The sequence below is a fragment of the Paenibacillus shirakamiensis genome (assembly GCF_017874255.1).
GTDB lineage: Bacteria > Bacillota > Bacilli > Paenibacillales > Paenibacillaceae > Fontibacillus > Fontibacillus shirakamiensis.
The window spans coordinates 319139-336322 of sequence record NZ_JAGGLD010000001.1; the positions used below are offsets into that span (position 1 = coordinate 319139).

A 17184-nucleotide genomic window follows, 5' to 3' on the forward strand; every position below is an offset into this window, starting at 1 on the left:
CTTTCCATCATTTCTTATTTTTTTACGGGTTCTGCATGTTTTTTCAACTTTATTAATTCACTTACCGTGATACATGTGTAGCCACGTTTTTCAATCTCCGGCAATATTGCCTTCAGAGCAGCCACAGTTTGAGTAGGACCTTCTACATGATCATGCATTAAAATAATGTCCCCATTACGTAGGTTGTTGAGCACTTTATTTACGATACGTTGGACACCGGGACGTGCCCAATCTCTTGTATCTTGATGCCAAGACCATAAGACCACTTGATATCCCTTGCTATGACTTTTTTGAACAATACGGTTGTTATAAAAGCCACCGGGCGGGCGGAATAACATGGTGTGAATACCCGTTACTTTAAAGATCGCATCTTCAGTAGATAGGATCTCTTGATCCAGACGTGCAGAATTATTCTTATTAAAATAAGTGTGGTTGTAAGTATGGTTGCCAATCTCGTGGCCTTGTTTGGCCGTAAGCTTCAATATATCGGGGAATCTTTCGACGCGATTGCCAACAACAAAGAACGTAGCCTTGGCATGATACTGTTCTAACAAATGGAGTATGGCTGGCGTCTGCTTGGGATCAGGACCATCATCAAAAGTTAGAGCAACCACTTTTTTGTCAGTAGGTACTTCCCATACAATCTCGCCTCGGGGTTCATAATAATCTCTTCCCGTAGGTTTTATGGCATCTGCGTGAGCGAAGGAAAAGATTCCACTAGCTGTCATGCCCAAGAGCAAAAGGGAAACAATACGTTTTATGTTCATGCTGATCTCCTTTGGCTCGTCCTAATATAAGATATAGTATGATGATTAATAAATTATTTTATTAATTTTCAAAATAGTGTTGACACTTATTCAATATTCATGATATGATCTATCTCGTCGCCAATGATTTAAATAGTGCCTTGAACACAACGTACATATTTGTATCAGAGCTTCACTATTCTGCCGGGGTGGCGGAATTGGCAGACGCACAGGACTTAAAATCCTGCGGTAGGTGACTACCGTACCGGTTCGATCCCGGTCCTCGGCATATAACTTTTCACAAAGACGCTTCCTCATCACAAATGAGGGAGCGTCTTTGCTTTTACATCAAATTTTCAGAAAAATGTATCTATACGGCAAAGTAATTTTCTTAAACTTATTTTAATTTACATCTATAAATTATGAGGATAATACTGTAAAATACAGGCTGATGTTAAATTTAATAGGAGTCTGCATTTTTGGCATCAATGGACTATATTTATCATAGGCATAAGTTTAGAAATTCATCATCTTAGGGGGGATAAAATGTTCGGAAATGACTGGGATCAGGTTCTCGAAGAGGAGTTAAAGAAACCTTATTTTATACATCTTCAGCAATGGCTGAATCAGGAATATGAAGAACATGTGGTATATCCACCTCGAGAGTGTGTGTATGAAGCATTGCGACTGACTTCTCATCAAAACACCAGAGTGGTTATCCTTGGTCAAGATCCTTATCATGGTCAAGGTCAGGCACATGGCTTAAGCTTCTCTGTACGCCCTGGTGTTAGAATTCCTCCTTCACTTAGGAATATCTACAAAGAATTATCGAGTGATCTGAGTATTCCCGTTCCGCATACGGGAACACTTACGCCATGGGCTGAGCAAGGCGTATTATTATTAAATAATGTGCTTACTGTGCGAGAGGGCGCAGCTGGGTCACATCAAGGTAAAGGATGGGAGTCTTTTACGGATACTGTAATTCAAGCTTTGAATGCAAGGCAGAATCCTCTTGTATTTATACTGTGGGGATCTCATGCTCAGAGAAAAGGCTCAAGTATCGATAATACGAGGCATGAGGTAATTAAGTCAGTACATCCTAGTCCTCTGTCAGCAAGACGTGGCTTTTTTGGAAGTAGACCTTTTTCAGCGACGAATCGGTTCCTAGAGCACCATGGGCAAGTGCCCATTCAGTGGAATATTTAGATACTTATCTTCTATTAGGATTTAGCCCAAGGGGGGGACCTCACATGCGTTATGAAGATTGGATTGGGCAGGACGTCATTGTGTATTGTCAGCAGCAGGATGACATTTATAGTGGAACCATCGAAGGCTGGGATCGAGCAGCACGTAGACTTTTATTAGGGCCCAGACCTATGGCGATACCCATTGATGATATTATTCGTATCCAGCCCGGAAGCCGGGGAAGGAAGAATGCACGTAGAGCCATAAAGTCCAAGACGGATAAAGCATCTGCGCATTCAGTAGGCTATGTCATGAAGAATCACGTGCAATTTGATAACGCCATCTATTTTAAATCTCCGGTAACGATATGGAAAGGGGACAAGCTTCTATACTTCCGTACCGTAATTCATGTTCATACGGATCAAGAAGTAGTTCTAGCAAGTGGCGAGACTTTAGATAAAACAAATCACGTATTTGTTGTAAGATCCATTCGTGGCTGAATGGGTCTTTTTACTTATATTGAAGGCTTTTCCGTGTAAAAGGTTAACAAATGCTCTTATCGTGTCGATACATAGAGGGGAAAGCCATATTTATGAACTAATAATTATCATCAAGACCAACAAAGGAGAGAAAAAGAATTATGGGGAACAGGAAAATAAGTAAATGGTTTCTTGTCATCATGCTGCTAGCCGCAGCCGTATTTCCAGCGAACGTCTTTGCCGCCTCCGGCGATGTAACTTCTATTGAATTCGATAACGCATCTGCTGTTCATCTGTATGTATCCGAGACGACGCAGCAATTGAAAGTGTTAGCTAAGATTGAAGGGACTACGGACAAGAAGGATGTCACGAGCGATACCACTTGGATTTCGTCTGATCCTCTCATTATTAAGGTGGATAAGGGTCTTCTAACTCCACTCAAGAACGGAAAGGTCACCATTACAGCGAAATACAAAAATCTTAATTTAAGTCTAACAGCAGACGCTGCTTATTTATTTAAGGAACTCAAACTTGATAAGCCGGACAATGTGGAATACAAACTAGGAGATGACAATCTCACAGTTAAAGCTCAAGCCATTGAGAACGATGGGACAAGCAATGATGTCACCACTAGTGCAGATTGGACCTCTTCTGCTACCTCGGTAGCCACAATCTCAGCAGGCAAACTAACGCTTATAAGCAAAGGTGAAACAACGATAACGGCCAAGTACAAAGGCTTTGCTACGTCTTTCAAATTGACAGTATCCTCTCCTTATAGCGATCTGGATCTTGAAGCTGTAGGTCAACCCGATGGGGATGTAGAAATGTTAGTCGGTGATAATCCTATTCAAATTAAAGCAAATGCGGAATTAGCTTCAGATGACACCGTTCAAGATATTGCAGCAAATGCGGATTGGAAGTCATCAGATCCGGGTGTAGTTACGGTTGATAAAGGAAAGATTACGGCTGTATCCACAGGTAGCTCCATTATCACAGCATCTTACCGTGGAGCAACTGCTCAGGTTACAGTATTAGTACGTACTAAATATGAAGTAATACTGCTAAACCCTTCGGAAGAGCAGACATTATTCCTAAGTGATGCTCCTCTCAAAGTAGAAGCTTCCGTTAGAAATGATGTGAACACGCGTCTTGTAGTGACAGAAGAAGCAGATTGGACCTCCTCTAACCCGCTAGCTGCTACGGTAACCAAAGGTGTGGTTACTCCCAAGCAGGCAGGTACAGCAGTCATTAAAGTGAAATATTTGGGGCTTACCAAGGAATTTAAAGTAACAGTTTTCCCTACGCTAACGAAGATTACAGCTGATAAGACTTCTATCGACATGTTCAAGGGAGAAACGGAAAGTTTGCCTAAAGTTACGGGGACTACGCTCGACGATAAATCGCAAGATATCTCGTCATTAATGCAGTGGAAAAGCAGCAACCAGGACATCATCAAGATCGATAACAATAAACTGACTGCCGTGGGAACAGGGAAGGCAACACTTACGGGTAAGATCGGTACGGCAAGTCCTATTGTGGTTGAGGTGATGGTGCAAGAGAAAGCACTCGTACTTCTTCCGGCGGATGATTCGCTGAATGTTGTGATAGGTAAAGAATATGATCTACCCAAAGTGAACGCCGTTCGCGAGAATGGTGACGAAGAGAACATCACAGATAAGATTGAATGGAGTCTTAGCGGGACAAGTGCTGTTCTAAAAAACAATAAAATCAAAGGCCTCGTTAAAGGTAACGTGATCCTTAAGGGAACGTATCTGAATCTAAGTATCAAAATCCCAGTAACGGTGGAACCTCAGATTAGCAAAATTATTGTAGAACCCATTTCAATGGAGTTAGCCTTGAAAAAAACAAAATCCATCAAAGTTACAGGGATTTATACGAATGGAACTAAAATAACGCTTAGTAACAAAATCGATTGGGTTTCCTCAGATCTGAACGTAGTGACGGTATCGGGTTCCACGGTGAAATCTATCGGAGAAGGTTCGGCTACACTAAAAGGATCTTATCAAGATATGGCTGTGAAGCTGGATATCAAAGTAGTACCTACGCTTCTTAAGATCGCTACGCCGGACAAAAAGCTAATGCTAGCGATAGGTGGAGTGAAGACAGTTGCGCTCACGGCGCTTTATGATACAGGAGCAGAACCTTCTATTGTAGGGAGTGCTATATGGACTAGCTCTAAGCCTTCTGTGGCGACTGTATCTGCTGGGAAAATTGAAGCTATATCAAAAGGAACCACCACGATTAAAGCCAAATATCTAAATAAAACCATCAGCATAACAATTACCGTAAAATAATGAACACATAAAGCCTCCTGTAAAGGAGGTTTTTTTGTATAGAAGAATTAATCCTCATTGAATTTATCGGAATAAAGCTTTATATTGATTTAAATAAGTTCAAGACGAAGGGATGGCTAGGATGAGAGAAATACCGGAATCTTATGTAAAAATAAATCAAGCTGGGATTGTTCTATTTGTAATCTTATCTTTTGTGTCACATCAGCCATGGATTCTTTTTGCTCTTTGGCTTATCCAGGTGATTGGTTTGACCACGGGCTTCAATCTGTTTGTAGGGACTGCAAAAACTTGGGTTAAGAAGAGTAAAGGCACACAGGCATTAGAACTTCAGCGGTTTAACAATAGTCTGGCTGTCGGCTTTCTGACTTGTTCACTTCTTGCATTTATAGTGGGCTGGAATACGTTAGGCTACATATTCGCCACGATGCTGCTTATTGCGGCTTTCGTTGCTCTGTCAGGATACTGCATCGGATGTACAGTTTATTTTCAATACAAGCAATTTAAAGCTAAGCAGCGACGTGTATAATTCCTGGATTGATTTGGAATGCAGCTTCCGTTTATAATTGGAACATGCGTTCCCAAATCTTATCGTAAAGGAATTACAACTATGACAAGCTTTATAGGTCCAAAAGGTTCAACGTTAGGCGCGCGTGTAAAGTTCAAATCTACTTGGAATAGAATGTTTCTTTTTGTCGTCTTCCTCCTCGTATCTATCCTCTTATCTTCCTGCACATTCTCAAGTAAACCTGATCCCACACCTGTAAAGGGTGGACTTCGCATTGTTTATTTAAATGTTGGCCAAGGAGCATCGCAGTTATTAATCAGTCCTTCTGGCAAGACCATGCTAATTGATGCAGGGAACAACGATCAAGAACAAGTGGTATTGGATGATCTGAAGCGTTATGGAATTAAAAGACTTGATATTGTAGTGGGTACCCACCCGGATGCAGATCACATTGGTGGTCTAGACAAAGTAATTGATCAATTAGATATAGGCAAAGTCTACATGCCTAGAATATCGTCAACAACGAAAACCTTCGAATCTGTACTTCGTTCCATACAAAAGAAGGGATTAAAGGTAGCTACCGCGAAATCAGGAGTAATCCTAGATTGGGATCCGCAAGTAGAGGTCAAGATGTTAGCTCCCTTGCAAACCTATGAGGACAACAATAATATGAGCGCTGTAATGCGAGTTGCTTACGGTAAGACATCTTTTCTTTTTACAGGGGATGCAGAGTCGGTTAGCGAGAAAGATATGATAGCATCTAGGCAAGAGCTCCATGCCGATGTTTTACTAGTAGGGCATCATGGTTCCAAGTCCTCAACCACTCCCGCTTTCTTAAAGCAGGTTGCCCCTAAATATGCCATCATTCAATCTGGGGTCGACAATAAGTACGGACATCCTACACCAACCATTCTCGGCCGATTGAAGAAAGCTGGGATCATAGTGTACAGGAACGATACACAAGGAATTATTGATTTATCCTCCAATGGTACCAACATACAGATTACAACTGAGAGGTGATGAGATAATGAAAGGAATCGTAGATGGCTTTGAAGATGAATTTTGTATTATTGAAATTAATGGAGAGTCCAAGGATATACCCAAACATCAAGTGCAGACAGGTGTAAAAACAGGAGACATAGTGGAATGGGACGGGCATACTTGGCTAACCAATCATAAGCAGACCGAAGCAAGGATTAAAGAGATTAAATCGTTGATGAATGATGTATGGGAGAAAGAATAACAACATTCAGAGCACTAGCCTATATTATTGCAGGTCATGCAGCCCATCATCATCAAATAATTGTTGAGAAGTATCTGGTATAGGATTTGGAATCTGTGAAAATGTAGTATGCGTTAGAACTTACTTGAGGTAAGTTCTTTTTTTTTTTTGAGGTTGCAGGCTTTTGAATAAATCCTCCATGTCGTTAGCTGTATCGTATATGTTCCTTCGCCATATAATCTGTTAAGGTGTCAAAGGTAGATAAGAACATTACAGACTAGACTTTAACGTGAAGAGGAGTTGTCCCGTGAACAGTATGCGCAAGCTTCTGCTGATGAACACTGCGGCAGGAATTATTTTTAATTATATTAATTTATTTATTAATCTATTTATCTGGGAGAAAGGGCAGAGTATTGCTGATGTAGCTTGGTACAATTTAGTCCAATTTTTGTTTTGGGGGGCTGCTTTTGTATGGGGTGTAAAGCTTTTGAATTCGTATTCATTAAGATTTGTCTTTCTAGCTTCTGCTATATTCGCTGCAATCACTTTTGGGGTGGTCAGTGTCCTTCATATTGAACCTAAGTTTTTGTACCTCGCCCTATTAGCGCTTCCCGTAGGGATAACTAATGGATTGAACTCCTGTGCACAAAATTTAGGTGTTTCTTTATTTGGAAAAAGTGATGATTTCGCAGCGTATTTCTCTACATCTAATATCATTGGTCAAGTTATACAAATCGTGAATCCCATTGTGTTTGCCATCGTTATTCAGACGATAGGGTATACTGGGTCCTTCGCCGTCATGCTTGGATTTGTAGGCGTTATGGTGGCTTGCGCATTCTTTATCCCGAATGCGACTTTAGCAAGCCAGCAGACGAAATCTGTAGCTTCTTATGCTATATCTAACGTATTCTTCACACCTACACTTCGCTGGATGATCCCGTCCATTATTGCAGCAGGATTTTTCATGCAATTTCAGGGTTTATTCTCCCTAATCTTCACATTCTCGGTCACAGAGAATAAGTTAATCATTGCGATCTTGCAAATCACGTATACGGTATGTACTATTCTTGCGATGGTTCTGTATAGAAGGCTACGAAATGAAGGAAGGTTCCATAATTCCTTTTGGCTTATGTTGGGGATGATCATGGCCTCTATAGGGTTCGGGATTGCGTTATATCCAAAGGCTCCTATATTAATCTTATCTAATATATTAACTACCGTCGGAATGTTTTTTTTCATGACGATTTGGAATGCACGTCAATTTATAGCTATTAACCACCTAGACGCTGCGGCAAAGTCTCGAATATTAGTCTGGCGTGAACTGCTGCTTGTTATAGCCCGGATAGCTGTCCTTGCTCCTGTATTAGCTATAAAAGACTTCGCTAGTTGGCCATTCCGCTTGTTAATGCTATTTTGTTTTATCGTGGCTCTTACCATTCCGTATTTATCTAAAAAAGGTACAGAAGAAGTACGTCCTCGGAATTAAAAGTGTAAAATCAATCGCCTTCTTTCTTAGGAAAGAGGGTTTTTTTGGTTAATTGTTACATCTAGCGATAAGTGGGGTAAAAAATATCACAAAAGCTTTAATACATACTGGATAAATTTTGTGGAACGATATACAATACGGTTTGTGTCTTGGTTGCACCCATTTTGATCCACGTAAAGGAAGTTGAGCAATGGCTGGAAAGTTAAAACGTCTGCTTATCGGTAGACCTATGAAATCAACACAACTTGAAGATGAAAAACTCGGCAAATTAAAAGCCCTAGCTATCCTATCTTCCGATGCATTATCTTCTGTAGCTTATGGTACAGAACAGATTTTACTTGTCTTAATGGCGGCTGGTTTTGCGGCTCTATGGTATTCCATCCCTATTTCAATTGCGGTACTCGGACTACTTGTCATTCTCATTGTATCGTATAGACAGACCATTTTTGCTTATCCAGGTGGAGGCGGCGCCTATATCGTTGCCAAAGACAACCTAGGATTGTCTCCGAGTCTAATCGCCGGCGGCTCTTTATTAGTCGATTATATTCTTACGGTAGCGGTAAGTTCCTCAGCGGGAACAGATGCCATCATATCGGCCTTTCCCGCTTTGCATGATTACCGGGTAGTGATTGCCTTATTAATGATTCTCCTCTTGACGATTATGAATTTACGTGGGGTAACAGAATCTGCTTCTGTACTCGCCATTCCGATTTATTTGTTCGTTATTTCCATTTATGTACTTATTTTCTCGGGTGTAATTAATTTCATTCTGGGTGGGGCCCATTCAGCCGCACCCGAGTTCGGGAGAGCTGTTTCGAACGTAAGTTTGTTCTTACTCCTCAAAGCATTTAGCTCAGGTTGCTCAGCTTTAACAGGGGTTGAAGCGGTATCTAACGCGATTCCTAATTTCAAGAAGCCGGCGGAGAAAAACGCAGCAGCTACGCTTGTTATGATGGGTACCTTGCTTGCAGGTATGTTTATCGGGATTAGTTTACTGGCATATTGGTACGGTATTCGTCCTGAGCTAAAAGAAACGGTCGTGTCCCAAATTGCTGAATCGACTTTTGGACGTGGTATTTTGTATTACTTTATTCAAGGTATCACAGCTATTATTTTGATTCTGGCTGCCAATACGGCTTACTCTGCTTTCCCATTGCTCGCTTTCATGTTAGCCAAGGATAAATATATGCCGCATGCTTTCATGGTGCGTGGTGACCGTCTAGGATTCTCTAACGGGATTATCTTCTTAAGTATCTTGTCTGCTGTGCTAGTCGTCATTTTCCAAGGGAACACGGGTAATCTTATACCGTTATATGCAGTAGGTGTATTTATACCCTTTACCTTATCGCAGCTAGGAATGATGATCCGCTGGATCAAACTAAAACCTTCAGGTTGGGTGATCAAACTTACCATTAATACGGTGGGGATGCTTACCACCTTATCCATTACACTCATCTTTATTTTTACTAAGTTTACGCAAATATGGTTCATTTTTATATTCTTACCTATCGTCGTATATGTTTTTATAAGGATTAAGCAGCATTATGTGAACACAGCTGACCAACTTCGGATTGATCTTTTCCATGATAAACCTAACCCCAAGGGAAATACTGTTATTATTCCTGTGGCGGGCGTAACCCGTGTAGTCCTGAACACTGTAAGTTATGCGAAGACATTATCCGATAATGTAGTCGCCGTATACGTGGGATTTGATGATGAATCTGTTCGTAAGATCGAACAGCGCTGGAATGAATGGAACCCTGGCGTACGTTTAATCATTTTGAAATCCAGATATCGTAGTATTATGGGGCCGCTTCGTAAATTCATAGATACAGTAGAGTGGAAAAAAGCAGAAAGTGATCATATTACGATCCTGATTCCACAGTTTATTACGAAGCACTGGTGGCAAAATTTATTGCATAATCAGTCCAGCTTTATGATTCGGGCATATCTACTGAACCGAAAGGATGTTGTAGTAGCTACTGTTCCATTCCACATGGATAAATAGACTAACATTATTAAAAAAAGCTTTTATTTTAAAGATCCATTTAGTACATCAATGTCATCCGTGTCTGTAATGAATGCAGCATAAGCAATATATAGACCAATAATAGAGGCCAAAAGAGATAAAATAGCAGCAACAATAGCCCAAAGATTGATATTATTAGTGATTTGGGCTTTTGTTAGTTTGGCTGAATTTGACTGTTTAATTTTTACTTGTTTCATTGAAGAGGACCTCCCTTGTGTACAAATGACTTTTATCATCATCCTATAGTATGTCCCTATGTTGTTTTTGGCGTGGGCTATCGCTAAATAGGGCAGGGAACATTACCGCACAAGCTACTTTTTTAAAAGTAGCTTTTTTCTTTGGAAATTCTTACATAGGTTTTACCTGACATAGTACAATAGAATAAGGTGTAGATTTAGGTGATAAGAATAGAAAGGGGATTTAAAATGCAGGCTGTATGTGTGTTTGCAGGTTCGGCACCCGGCAATAATCCCGAGTATACGCACCAAGCTATTCAGTTAGGCAATGTGCTTGCCAAATCCAAGGTTCGTCTTATATACGGAGGATCGCGATTAGGTCTAATGGGTGAAATTGCGAACGAGGTGTTGAGTTTGAATGGAAGTGTAACGGGAATTATGCCTAGGGGATTACTGCGTGGGGAGAATGTCCATCAAGAATTGACGGCTTTCGTGGAAGTCGAAAGTATGCATGAACGGAAGGCTATGATGAATGAAATGGCAGATGGCTTTATAGCTTTGCCAGGTGGATTAGGAACGCTGGAAGAGCTGTTTGAAGTATTATGTTGGTCACAAATTGGTATTCATCAGAAACCGATTGGACTTTTAAATGTGAATGGGTATTATGACCCTTTAATTGAACTGATTAAGCATAGTGTAGAGCAAGGTTTTGCCCATAGTTCGAGTGAAAATTTGTTAATCGTAGCAAATGATGCTCATACGCTATTTCAGATGATGTCTGCGTATCAACCAGAACGTCCTGAAGCAAAATGGAAGCATCACCCTACGGGAAAGCTTGATGGATAATAAGCCTGCTAGACGAGAAATTCGTCCGCAGGCTTTTTTGGGTGGACTAAGATACTAGGGAAATGACAAGCAGTTCATACAAAACCAAGGGTAAGATACTGTTGTTATAATAATATCCACCTGGGCCACCTAGATAGCGGTTGTTGGCCGGTCCATGTGAAATGCTGATATACAAGTATTTGTCATCGGTATTTACAATAACCCCTTCAAAAGATTGACCATCTAAAGTCTTCACATACACAGGGCGATTGGCATGAACGGCGCAAGCTTGACGAATTTGATCTTTTACATTTTGAAGATGTTGCAGTGTGTTTGGATGTGCTTGATACACAATTTGACTGTTTTGCTCTGTATTTAGTGTCATACTAGTTCCTCCTTAAATTAAAGCCTTCTTAATAACACTATATACAAATGCCTAGGTGGAGGTTCCGTTAAAGCCCAAAGAAAAAAGCTGACCCATGAGGGACAGCCCTGAAAAAGTTATTTCATTACAAGATCAATGATTCAAGCAAAGGTTTAGACGGCCTCGCTTTGGTCATTTCTCAGACCAAGGGACGGAGAATCGAGCGTGTTCCGCTTACGCTTGAAGAGAAGGGGAATTAACCAATAATCGAGCCCCAGCCGGGCGGCATTCATACCTGCAGCGATGATAATGACTTCCAGTACAAGCATCTGCGCGTTCGTACTAACACTTCCCGATAACAGATACGCTAGGTTCATTACAAATCCCATAAGTGCAGCAAATGTTGTGAAAGTTCCTAGAATGAGACCGAGTCCTACAAGAAACTCTCCGTACGAGACTAATACGTTGAAGAACCCAACTCCGGGTATTGCGACATGTTGCAGGAATGAAGCCCACCAAGTCTGTACGTCAGGATATTCGCCCGTGCTTTTAGCTAGTGCCCCCGAAAGAAATCCACTTGCATCAAAACCTTCAGTTACCTTACTCCAACCTCCCTTGATCCATTCATAGCCTAAATAGACTCGAATGATAGTCAAGATCACCATAGCAACCTTGTTGTTCCGTAACCAATAATTTAACAGGTGTTCCCACTCCTTTTTTTGAATTTGGCATGTGGACCCTTATTTATGTAAATTATGTGTGTCGTTCGAAATAAAGCTTCTTGCAAGTGGAATATTACATTAATTTTAATAAATACAATTAAGTTACATTTTTGTTATATTAATCAGCATACATCATAGATATATGTTTGACAATAACCAAGATTAGTGTAATAAGAGCGTATACAAAATTTATTTGAGGAGGTTTGGTTATGGCCAAATTAATTATAGGGGTCTTTAGAGCTATACAAGATGTGTCGATCTTGATTGGAGAATTAGAGAAAGAAGGGTTAGATAATAAGCATGTGTCTATTTTATCCAAAAAAATCGGCCATCTACATAGATTAAGTGAAACGGCAGGCACACCCAAACCGGATGCAGGGAACGCGGGCAAAAGTATTTTTGGTCTGCTAAAAAGTGTAGCAGGGACTATGGAAGATGTTCCTCAAGAAGTAGTTACAACAGGGCCAGTATCAAAAAGATTAGCTGGTGCTGAAATTGGAGCGGGATCAGATGATCTCGTCGTGGCGCTTGTTGGTGCAGGAATTCCTGAGGAAGATGCAAAGGCCTATGAAGCTCATTTAATGGAAGATCGTTTGCTAGTTATGGCTGAATGCCCACCAGAGCAAGCGGAGCAAGTAAGCAAAATTTTCCAAAAACATCATGCGTTGGGAATCGATTAACTAGTTAACTTTATAACTTAGGCTTACTATTGTATGATGTTATTATTGTAATTCCTACTACCACATCGATACGGGAGATGTCTAATGAAACCGATCAACACGTTTATTGAAGGCGAAGAAGTAACTGGATTTTATTTGCTCAAGTCAGTAAATATCAAGCAAACGAATGGGAATTCACCCAAAGATTATTTTGATCTAATACTTGGAGATTCTACCGGAGAGATTGTAGCTAAGTTCTGGGAAGCTTCAGCTACGGATAAAGAGACGTTTTTTGCACCCATGTTAGTCAAAATTAAGGGGCATGTACATTTATACAGAGATAAATTGCAGTTTAAAGTGGTGCAGATTCGCCCTGCAAACGCCGAAGATGGTCATCAAATTACTGATTTTCTTCGATCGGCACCGGTTGCACCCACCGATCTAGTCTCTACAATTAGTGCCGCAGCTGCGACAATTCAAGATGCAGACTATAAATGGATTGTAGATCAGTGTCTTGCTAAAGTGGGGGATAAACTACTTCATTATCCTGCCGCCAAAACGATGCACCATGCCTTTTATGCTGGATTAGCCTATCATATGGTGCGTATGCTGGAACTTGCTGAATTCATTGTAACCCAGCGTCCTTTTCTTAATCGAGACCTCTTAATTACAGGTATTATACTTCATGATATTGCAAAAACCGAAGAACTTACAGCAGAGCTAGGAATCGTATCCGAATATAGCTTCACTGGCAAATTAATTGGTCATATTTCACTAGCTGTGAACTGGATTACTGAGTCCGCTATAAAGCGAGGAATAGATCTGAACGACGAGAAGCTTGTGATGCTTCAGCATCTTATTCTCTCGCATCATAATCTAGGGGAGTGGGGGAGCCCGATTCAGCCTCAACTTCCCGAGGCTATTGCGCTGCATCTGATTGATCAAATGGATGCCAAACTTCAAGCGGCAGAAGATGCGGTCATGGGCGTTGCTGAAAGTGGCAGTTGGTCCGCACCAGTGCGAGCTCTAGAGAACCGTCCTATGTATCGCGGCAAAGATAAGATATAATTGCTCGTATTAAAAAAGCGTCCTGAGGTTTCTCAGGGCGCTTTTTGGTGTAAATAAATTTAGTCGTTGTTGTGTTCTTTATTACCCGTCTTGTCATCATTTTCTTGGGTAAGCCCGTCCATAATCCCGCCGACAAGATCTTCTAGATGATCGGTGGCTGCTGGACGCTCTTTATCTACACTTGGAATAGGATCAACACCGGATCCGCGTTTGTCTTGATCTGAATTCATGAGTTCATCTCCTTTTACTCTTCTTTAGAATGTCTCCAAAAGAGTCGCTATATGTAGGATAAACCCGATGGGACCATTTTGAAACGGTGTAATTAGGAATTAGTGTAAACGTTATCATCAAACGTATCGGAGGATATTCGTTCTTCCATACGTGTCTCGATCTTACGAAGAAGTCTCAAAAAGTCTTCTTGTTCATCATCTGATAACAAACCAAGCATGTCCCCCGTGAAACGGTAACGGAAATCGATAATTCTCTTGGCCAGTAGAGCGCCTTCTTCTGTTAATGATAACCAGACGATCCGGCGATCTTCTTCGCTACGTACACGAATGATATAACCATCCGCTTCAAGTTGATTCAGCATAATTGTCGTTGCACCACTGGAAAGACTTAATTGACGCGAAATATGCACGACCATAGATTTGTGTTGACGGTAAATAATCATTAACATACGGCACTTCGTATTGTTTAGCTTATCATTCCGTTTCTTGTATTGTTTATCATAAAGTTTATTTTTGAATCGATAAAAAGTCTCCATAATGCGTTCCACGGCCTCGACTTGCTCCATGTCATCCTTTTGGGATTCCACGTGTTCCCCCTCCTTGTCGAAACAACCTTGCCCAGCCATATCCTGACCTCTACAGGTCGGTAGGTTGTCTGATATGTGTAATCTAACTTCAGTATCGCCCAAAAAATTTCAATCCTATTAATATACGAATGACGGACAAAATTGTTTCACAAATTTAGGATTGTAAGTTGAAACAGGATATGATAAATTAACTTTATATTAAAATTACTTTATAGTAAAGTAATAATCATGGATTTGGTGGAGGGAGAAAGAGAGAAGATGAAAGGTCGATTAATTTTAACAAATGTTTTAGGGATCATTGTGCTTGCGGCAGTGATTGTGGGCGGTGCCTACTATTATTATCAAGGTGCCACATATATCAAGACAGATGACGCAAGGGTAGCTGCGGATATTGTTCCTGTGTCTGCGCCAGCAGCAGGGGTTGTCTCTTCTTGGACAGGTAAAGAAGGCGAAGTGTTGAATGAGAAAGGAACACTCGGTCAAGTAACAGCGGCAGGTACTTCTGTTCCAGTTACGGCACCTATGGGTGGAACACTGATTAAGAATCAGGCGAAGAATGGTGAATTGGTTCAAGCGGGCACACAGCTCGGACAGATTGTAGATATGAAGAACCTATATATTGTAGCCAATGTGGATGAAGATCAGATTAAAGACATCAGCGTAGGTTCCAAAGTCGATGTCGTTGTAGATGGCGATCCAGGTACTAAGATCCAAGGATCTGTAGAACAAATTGGTTATGCAACAAACTCAGTATTTTCTTTGTTAGCTAGCACCAACACAAGCGGAAGCTACACAAAAGTAACACAAAAAGTGCAACTTAAAATTGCTATTAGCAGTTATTCCAAAAATGTCCTTCCGGGCATGAATGCAGAAATCGTCATTACGAAATAAAACAGGTTACTGATGTACCCTGCAGAGCTTGCAGCTTTTGCAGAAAGGAGATGGGCCCATGGCCTCCGCGCAAGTATCAACGGGTGCCGATACGCCCAGCTTTAAGCAGCATTTACCGCTACTTATCGTATTAATGGTGGGCTTATTTTTAGCCATTCTTAATCAAACGCTGTTGAACGTGGCACTACCACATATTACGAACGAATACGGAATTACAACGAATACAGCTCAGTGGCTTTTAACAGGATACATGTTAGTGAACGGGGTGCTTATCCCGCTCTCTGCTTTCCTCATTGAACGATTTGGCGTTCGGGTTCTGTTCCTTGCTGCCATGTTTAGCTTTACTTTAGGTGCGCTAATTTGTGGATTGGCAGATAGCTTTTCTGTTCTTCTTATTGGCCGTCTAATTCAAGCCGTAGGTGGGGGCGTACTCTCTCCACTGGTCATGAGCGTTATCTTATTTATATTCCCTCCAGAAATGCGGGGGAAAGGAATGGGCATCTTCGGCTTAGCCATGATGTTTGCTCCAGCTGTAGGTCCGACGCTTTCAGGTTGGGTGGTTCAGAACTACGACTGGCATATCTTGTTCACAGGTATGATTCCTTTTGGCGTGATTATTTTCTTTGTTGCCCTATTTAAAATGCGCAATATTGAGCAACCTAAGATGATCAAACTCGATTACTTAGGAACCTTCTCTTCTTTAGCTGGGGTAGGATTGCTTCTTTATGGATTAAGTGAAGCAGGATCTAAAGGCTGGGGAGATATGGAGGTTGTATCCTGTATTGTAGCAGGAGCGATTCTTGTTACGTTCTTTGTTATTTGGGAGATGCGGAGTAAGAATCCTTTGCTTAATATGGGTGTATTCCGTTACGGTATTTTCTCTTTGTCCAATGTCATTAATATTTTTGTTACGGCGAGTATGTTTGCAGGGATGCTCTTGCTTCCGATTTACTTGCAGAACTTACGCGGAATCACTCCGCTTAACTCAGGACTGCTTATGCTCCCGGGTGCACTAGTGATGCTGATTATGTCTCCGATCTCAGGGATTCTATTTGATAAAATAGGGCCTAGACCGCTAGCCATAACCGGGATGATTATTACAACCCTTACCACTTGGGAATTTACGAAATTAACTCTGGACACTTCGTACAATTATATTCTGGTAGTATATATGATTCGTTACTTTGGGATGTCCTTCCTAATGATGCCTATTATGACTGCAGGGATGAATCAGCTTCCAAGAGATTTGAATAAGCATGGTACGGCCATGTCTAATACGTTAAGACAAGTGAGTGGATCCATCGGTACAAGTATTATTACGACCATTTTTACGACGCGGGCCAGCTTTCATGGGGCAGCTTTAACCGATCGTATGGATACTACAGATCCTGGATTTATGCAGGGATTCATGGAACTTGTGAATAAGATAGCAAGCGCAGCACATATTCCACTTGCACAAGCCAAAACGCAGGCAGCTACCGCTCTAGCGGGGCAAGTGAAACTGGAATCTTCGGTTCAAGGAATTAATGATGCCTTCTTCTGGGCAACGATGATTTCGGTCGTAGGTCTTGTTCTGAGCTTCTTCTTAAGAGATGTGCGGAAAGACAAGGTGCGGCAAGCGAAGAAGGATGAGAATGTGGAACTTCTGATGCTTCCTGCACCACAGCAGGTCATAGCAGCTGAGAAGGGATGATT

19 protein-coding genes and 1 tRNA gene are annotated in these 17184 nt (G+C 41.2%); 14 read left to right on the top strand and 6 right to left on the bottom strand.

The window, feature by feature from the left end; all coding sequences use genetic code 11:
• Positions 1–14: 14 nt before the first annotated feature.
• On the bottom strand, positions 15–767 hold the full coding sequence (locus J2Z69_RS01410) for a polysaccharide deacetylase family protein (protein WP_209858500.1): 753 nt from the start codon (positions 765–767) through the stop codon (positions 15–17).
• A 182-nt stretch (positions 768–949) separates the two neighbouring features.
• Between J2Z69_RS01410 and J2Z69_RS01415 the strand changes: the two genes are divergently transcribed.
• The 9 genes from J2Z69_RS01415 to J2Z69_RS01455 all read left to right on the top strand — a co-directional run bounded on the left by J2Z69_RS01415 (position 950) and on the right by J2Z69_RS01455 (position 9946).
• Positions 950–1035 (top strand) — tRNA-Leu (locus tag J2Z69_RS01415).
• Positions 1036–1292: 257 nt separating this feature from the next.
• Positions 1293–1952 carry a uracil-DNA glycosylase gene (locus J2Z69_RS01420; protein ID WP_209858501.1) on the top strand — a complete coding sequence of 220 codons (660 nt, stop codon included), beginning with the start codon at positions 1293–1295 and terminating at the stop codon, positions 1950–1952.
• A gap of 44 nt (positions 1953–1996) precedes the next feature.
• A complete protein-coding gene (locus J2Z69_RS01425) occupies positions 1997–2431 on the top strand; it encodes a hypothetical protein (RefSeq protein WP_209858502.1) in 435 nt (144 codons plus the stop codon).
• 140 nt (positions 2432–2571) lie between these two features.
• Complete coding sequence (locus J2Z69_RS01430; protein WP_245338911.1) at positions 2572–4725, top strand: hypothetical protein; 2154 nt, start codon at positions 2572–2574, stop codon at positions 4723–4725.
• Positions 4726–4846: 121 nt separating this feature from the next.
• Entirely contained in the window at positions 4847–5251 is a 405-nt protein-coding gene (locus J2Z69_RS01435) for a DUF4395 domain-containing protein (RefSeq protein ID WP_209858503.1), read from the top strand.
• Between the two features lie 81 nt (positions 5252–5332).
• A complete protein-coding gene (locus tag J2Z69_RS01440; RefSeq protein WP_209858505.1) occupies positions 5333–6250 on the top strand; it encodes a ComEC/Rec2 family competence protein in 918 nt (305 codons plus the stop codon).
• Positions 6251–6257: 7 nt separating this feature from the next.
• Positions 6258–6473 (top strand): DUF3006 domain-containing protein, encoded by a 216-nt coding sequence (locus tag J2Z69_RS01445; protein ID WP_209858507.1) that lies wholly within the window; start codon positions 6258–6260, stop codon positions 6471–6473.
• Between the two features lie 286 nt (positions 6474–6759).
• Positions 6760–7938 carry an MFS transporter gene (locus J2Z69_RS01450; RefSeq protein ID WP_209858509.1) on the top strand — a complete coding sequence of 393 codons (1179 nt, stop codon included), beginning with the start codon at positions 6760–6762 and terminating at the stop codon, positions 7936–7938.
• Between the two features lie 190 nt (positions 7939–8128).
• A complete protein-coding gene (locus J2Z69_RS01455; RefSeq protein ID WP_209858511.1) occupies positions 8129–9946 on the top strand; it encodes an APC family permease in 1818 nt (605 codons plus the stop codon).
• A gap of 23 nt (positions 9947–9969) precedes the next feature.
• On the opposite strand, the gene J2Z69_RS01460 is transcribed toward J2Z69_RS01455, so the two are convergent.
• Entirely contained in the window at positions 9970–10164 is a 195-nt protein-coding gene (locus J2Z69_RS01460) for a hypothetical protein (protein ID WP_209858513.1), read from the bottom strand.
• Between the two features lie 228 nt (positions 10165–10392).
• Here J2Z69_RS01460 and J2Z69_RS01465 point away from each other — a divergent pair, with 228 nt between their 5' ends.
• Positions 10393–10989: an LOG family protein gene (locus tag J2Z69_RS01465; RefSeq protein ID WP_209858515.1), complete on the top strand. Its 597-nt coding sequence runs from the start codon at positions 10393–10395 to the stop codon at positions 10987–10989.
• A gap of 46 nt (positions 10990–11035) precedes the next feature.
• Here the strand turns inward: J2Z69_RS01465 and J2Z69_RS01470 are convergent, their stop codons facing one another.
• Both J2Z69_RS01470 and J2Z69_RS01475 read right to left on the bottom strand, forming a co-directional pair.
• Positions 11036–11353: an acetyl-CoA acetyltransferase gene (locus J2Z69_RS01470; protein WP_209858517.1), complete on the bottom strand. Its 318-nt coding sequence runs from the start codon at positions 11351–11353 to the stop codon at positions 11036–11038.
• A 152-nt stretch (positions 11354–11505) separates the two neighbouring features.
• The gene (locus J2Z69_RS01475; protein WP_209860422.1) at positions 11506–12033 is read right to left on the bottom strand and encodes a DoxX family protein; all 528 of its coding nucleotides are present in this window, start codon (positions 12031–12033) and stop codon (positions 11506–11508) included.
• A 230-nt stretch (positions 12034–12263) separates the two neighbouring features.
• Here J2Z69_RS01475 and J2Z69_RS01480 point away from each other — a divergent pair, with 230 nt between their 5' ends.
• Both J2Z69_RS01480 and J2Z69_RS01485 read left to right on the top strand, forming a co-directional pair.
• On the top strand, positions 12264–12734 hold the full coding sequence (locus J2Z69_RS01480) for a general stress protein (RefSeq protein WP_209858519.1): 471 nt from the start codon (positions 12264–12266) through the stop codon (positions 12732–12734).
• 84 nt (positions 12735–12818) lie between these two features.
• Positions 12819–13781, top strand: a complete 963-nt coding sequence (locus J2Z69_RS01485) for a 3'-5' exoribonuclease YhaM family protein (protein WP_209858521.1) — start codon at positions 12819–12821, stop codon at positions 13779–13781.
• 59 nt (positions 13782–13840) lie between these two features.
• Here J2Z69_RS01485 and J2Z69_RS01490 read toward each other — a convergent pair whose 3' ends face one another.
• Together J2Z69_RS01490 and J2Z69_RS01495 are read right to left on the bottom strand one after the other, a co-directional pair.
• Positions 13841–14011 (bottom strand): hypothetical protein, encoded by a 171-nt coding sequence (locus J2Z69_RS01490; protein ID WP_209858523.1) that lies wholly within the window; start codon positions 14009–14011, stop codon positions 13841–13843.
• A 92-nt stretch (positions 14012–14103) separates the two neighbouring features.
• Positions 14104–14598, bottom strand: a complete 495-nt coding sequence (locus J2Z69_RS01495) for a MarR family winged helix-turn-helix transcriptional regulator (RefSeq protein ID WP_209858525.1) — start codon at positions 14596–14598, stop codon at positions 14104–14106.
• A gap of 258 nt (positions 14599–14856) precedes the next feature.
• Between J2Z69_RS01495 and J2Z69_RS01500 the strand changes: the two genes are divergently transcribed.
• Both J2Z69_RS01500 and J2Z69_RS01505 read left to right on the top strand, forming a co-directional pair.
• Positions 14857–15489 carry an HlyD family secretion protein gene (locus J2Z69_RS01500; RefSeq protein ID WP_209858527.1) on the top strand — a complete coding sequence of 211 codons (633 nt, stop codon included), beginning with the start codon at positions 14857–14859 and terminating at the stop codon, positions 15487–15489.
• A 58-nt stretch (positions 15490–15547) separates the two neighbouring features.
• A complete protein-coding gene (locus J2Z69_RS01505; protein ID WP_209858529.1) occupies positions 15548–17182 on the top strand; it encodes a DHA2 family efflux MFS transporter permease subunit in 1635 nt (544 codons plus the stop codon).
• Positions 17183–17184 lie beyond the last annotated feature (2 nt).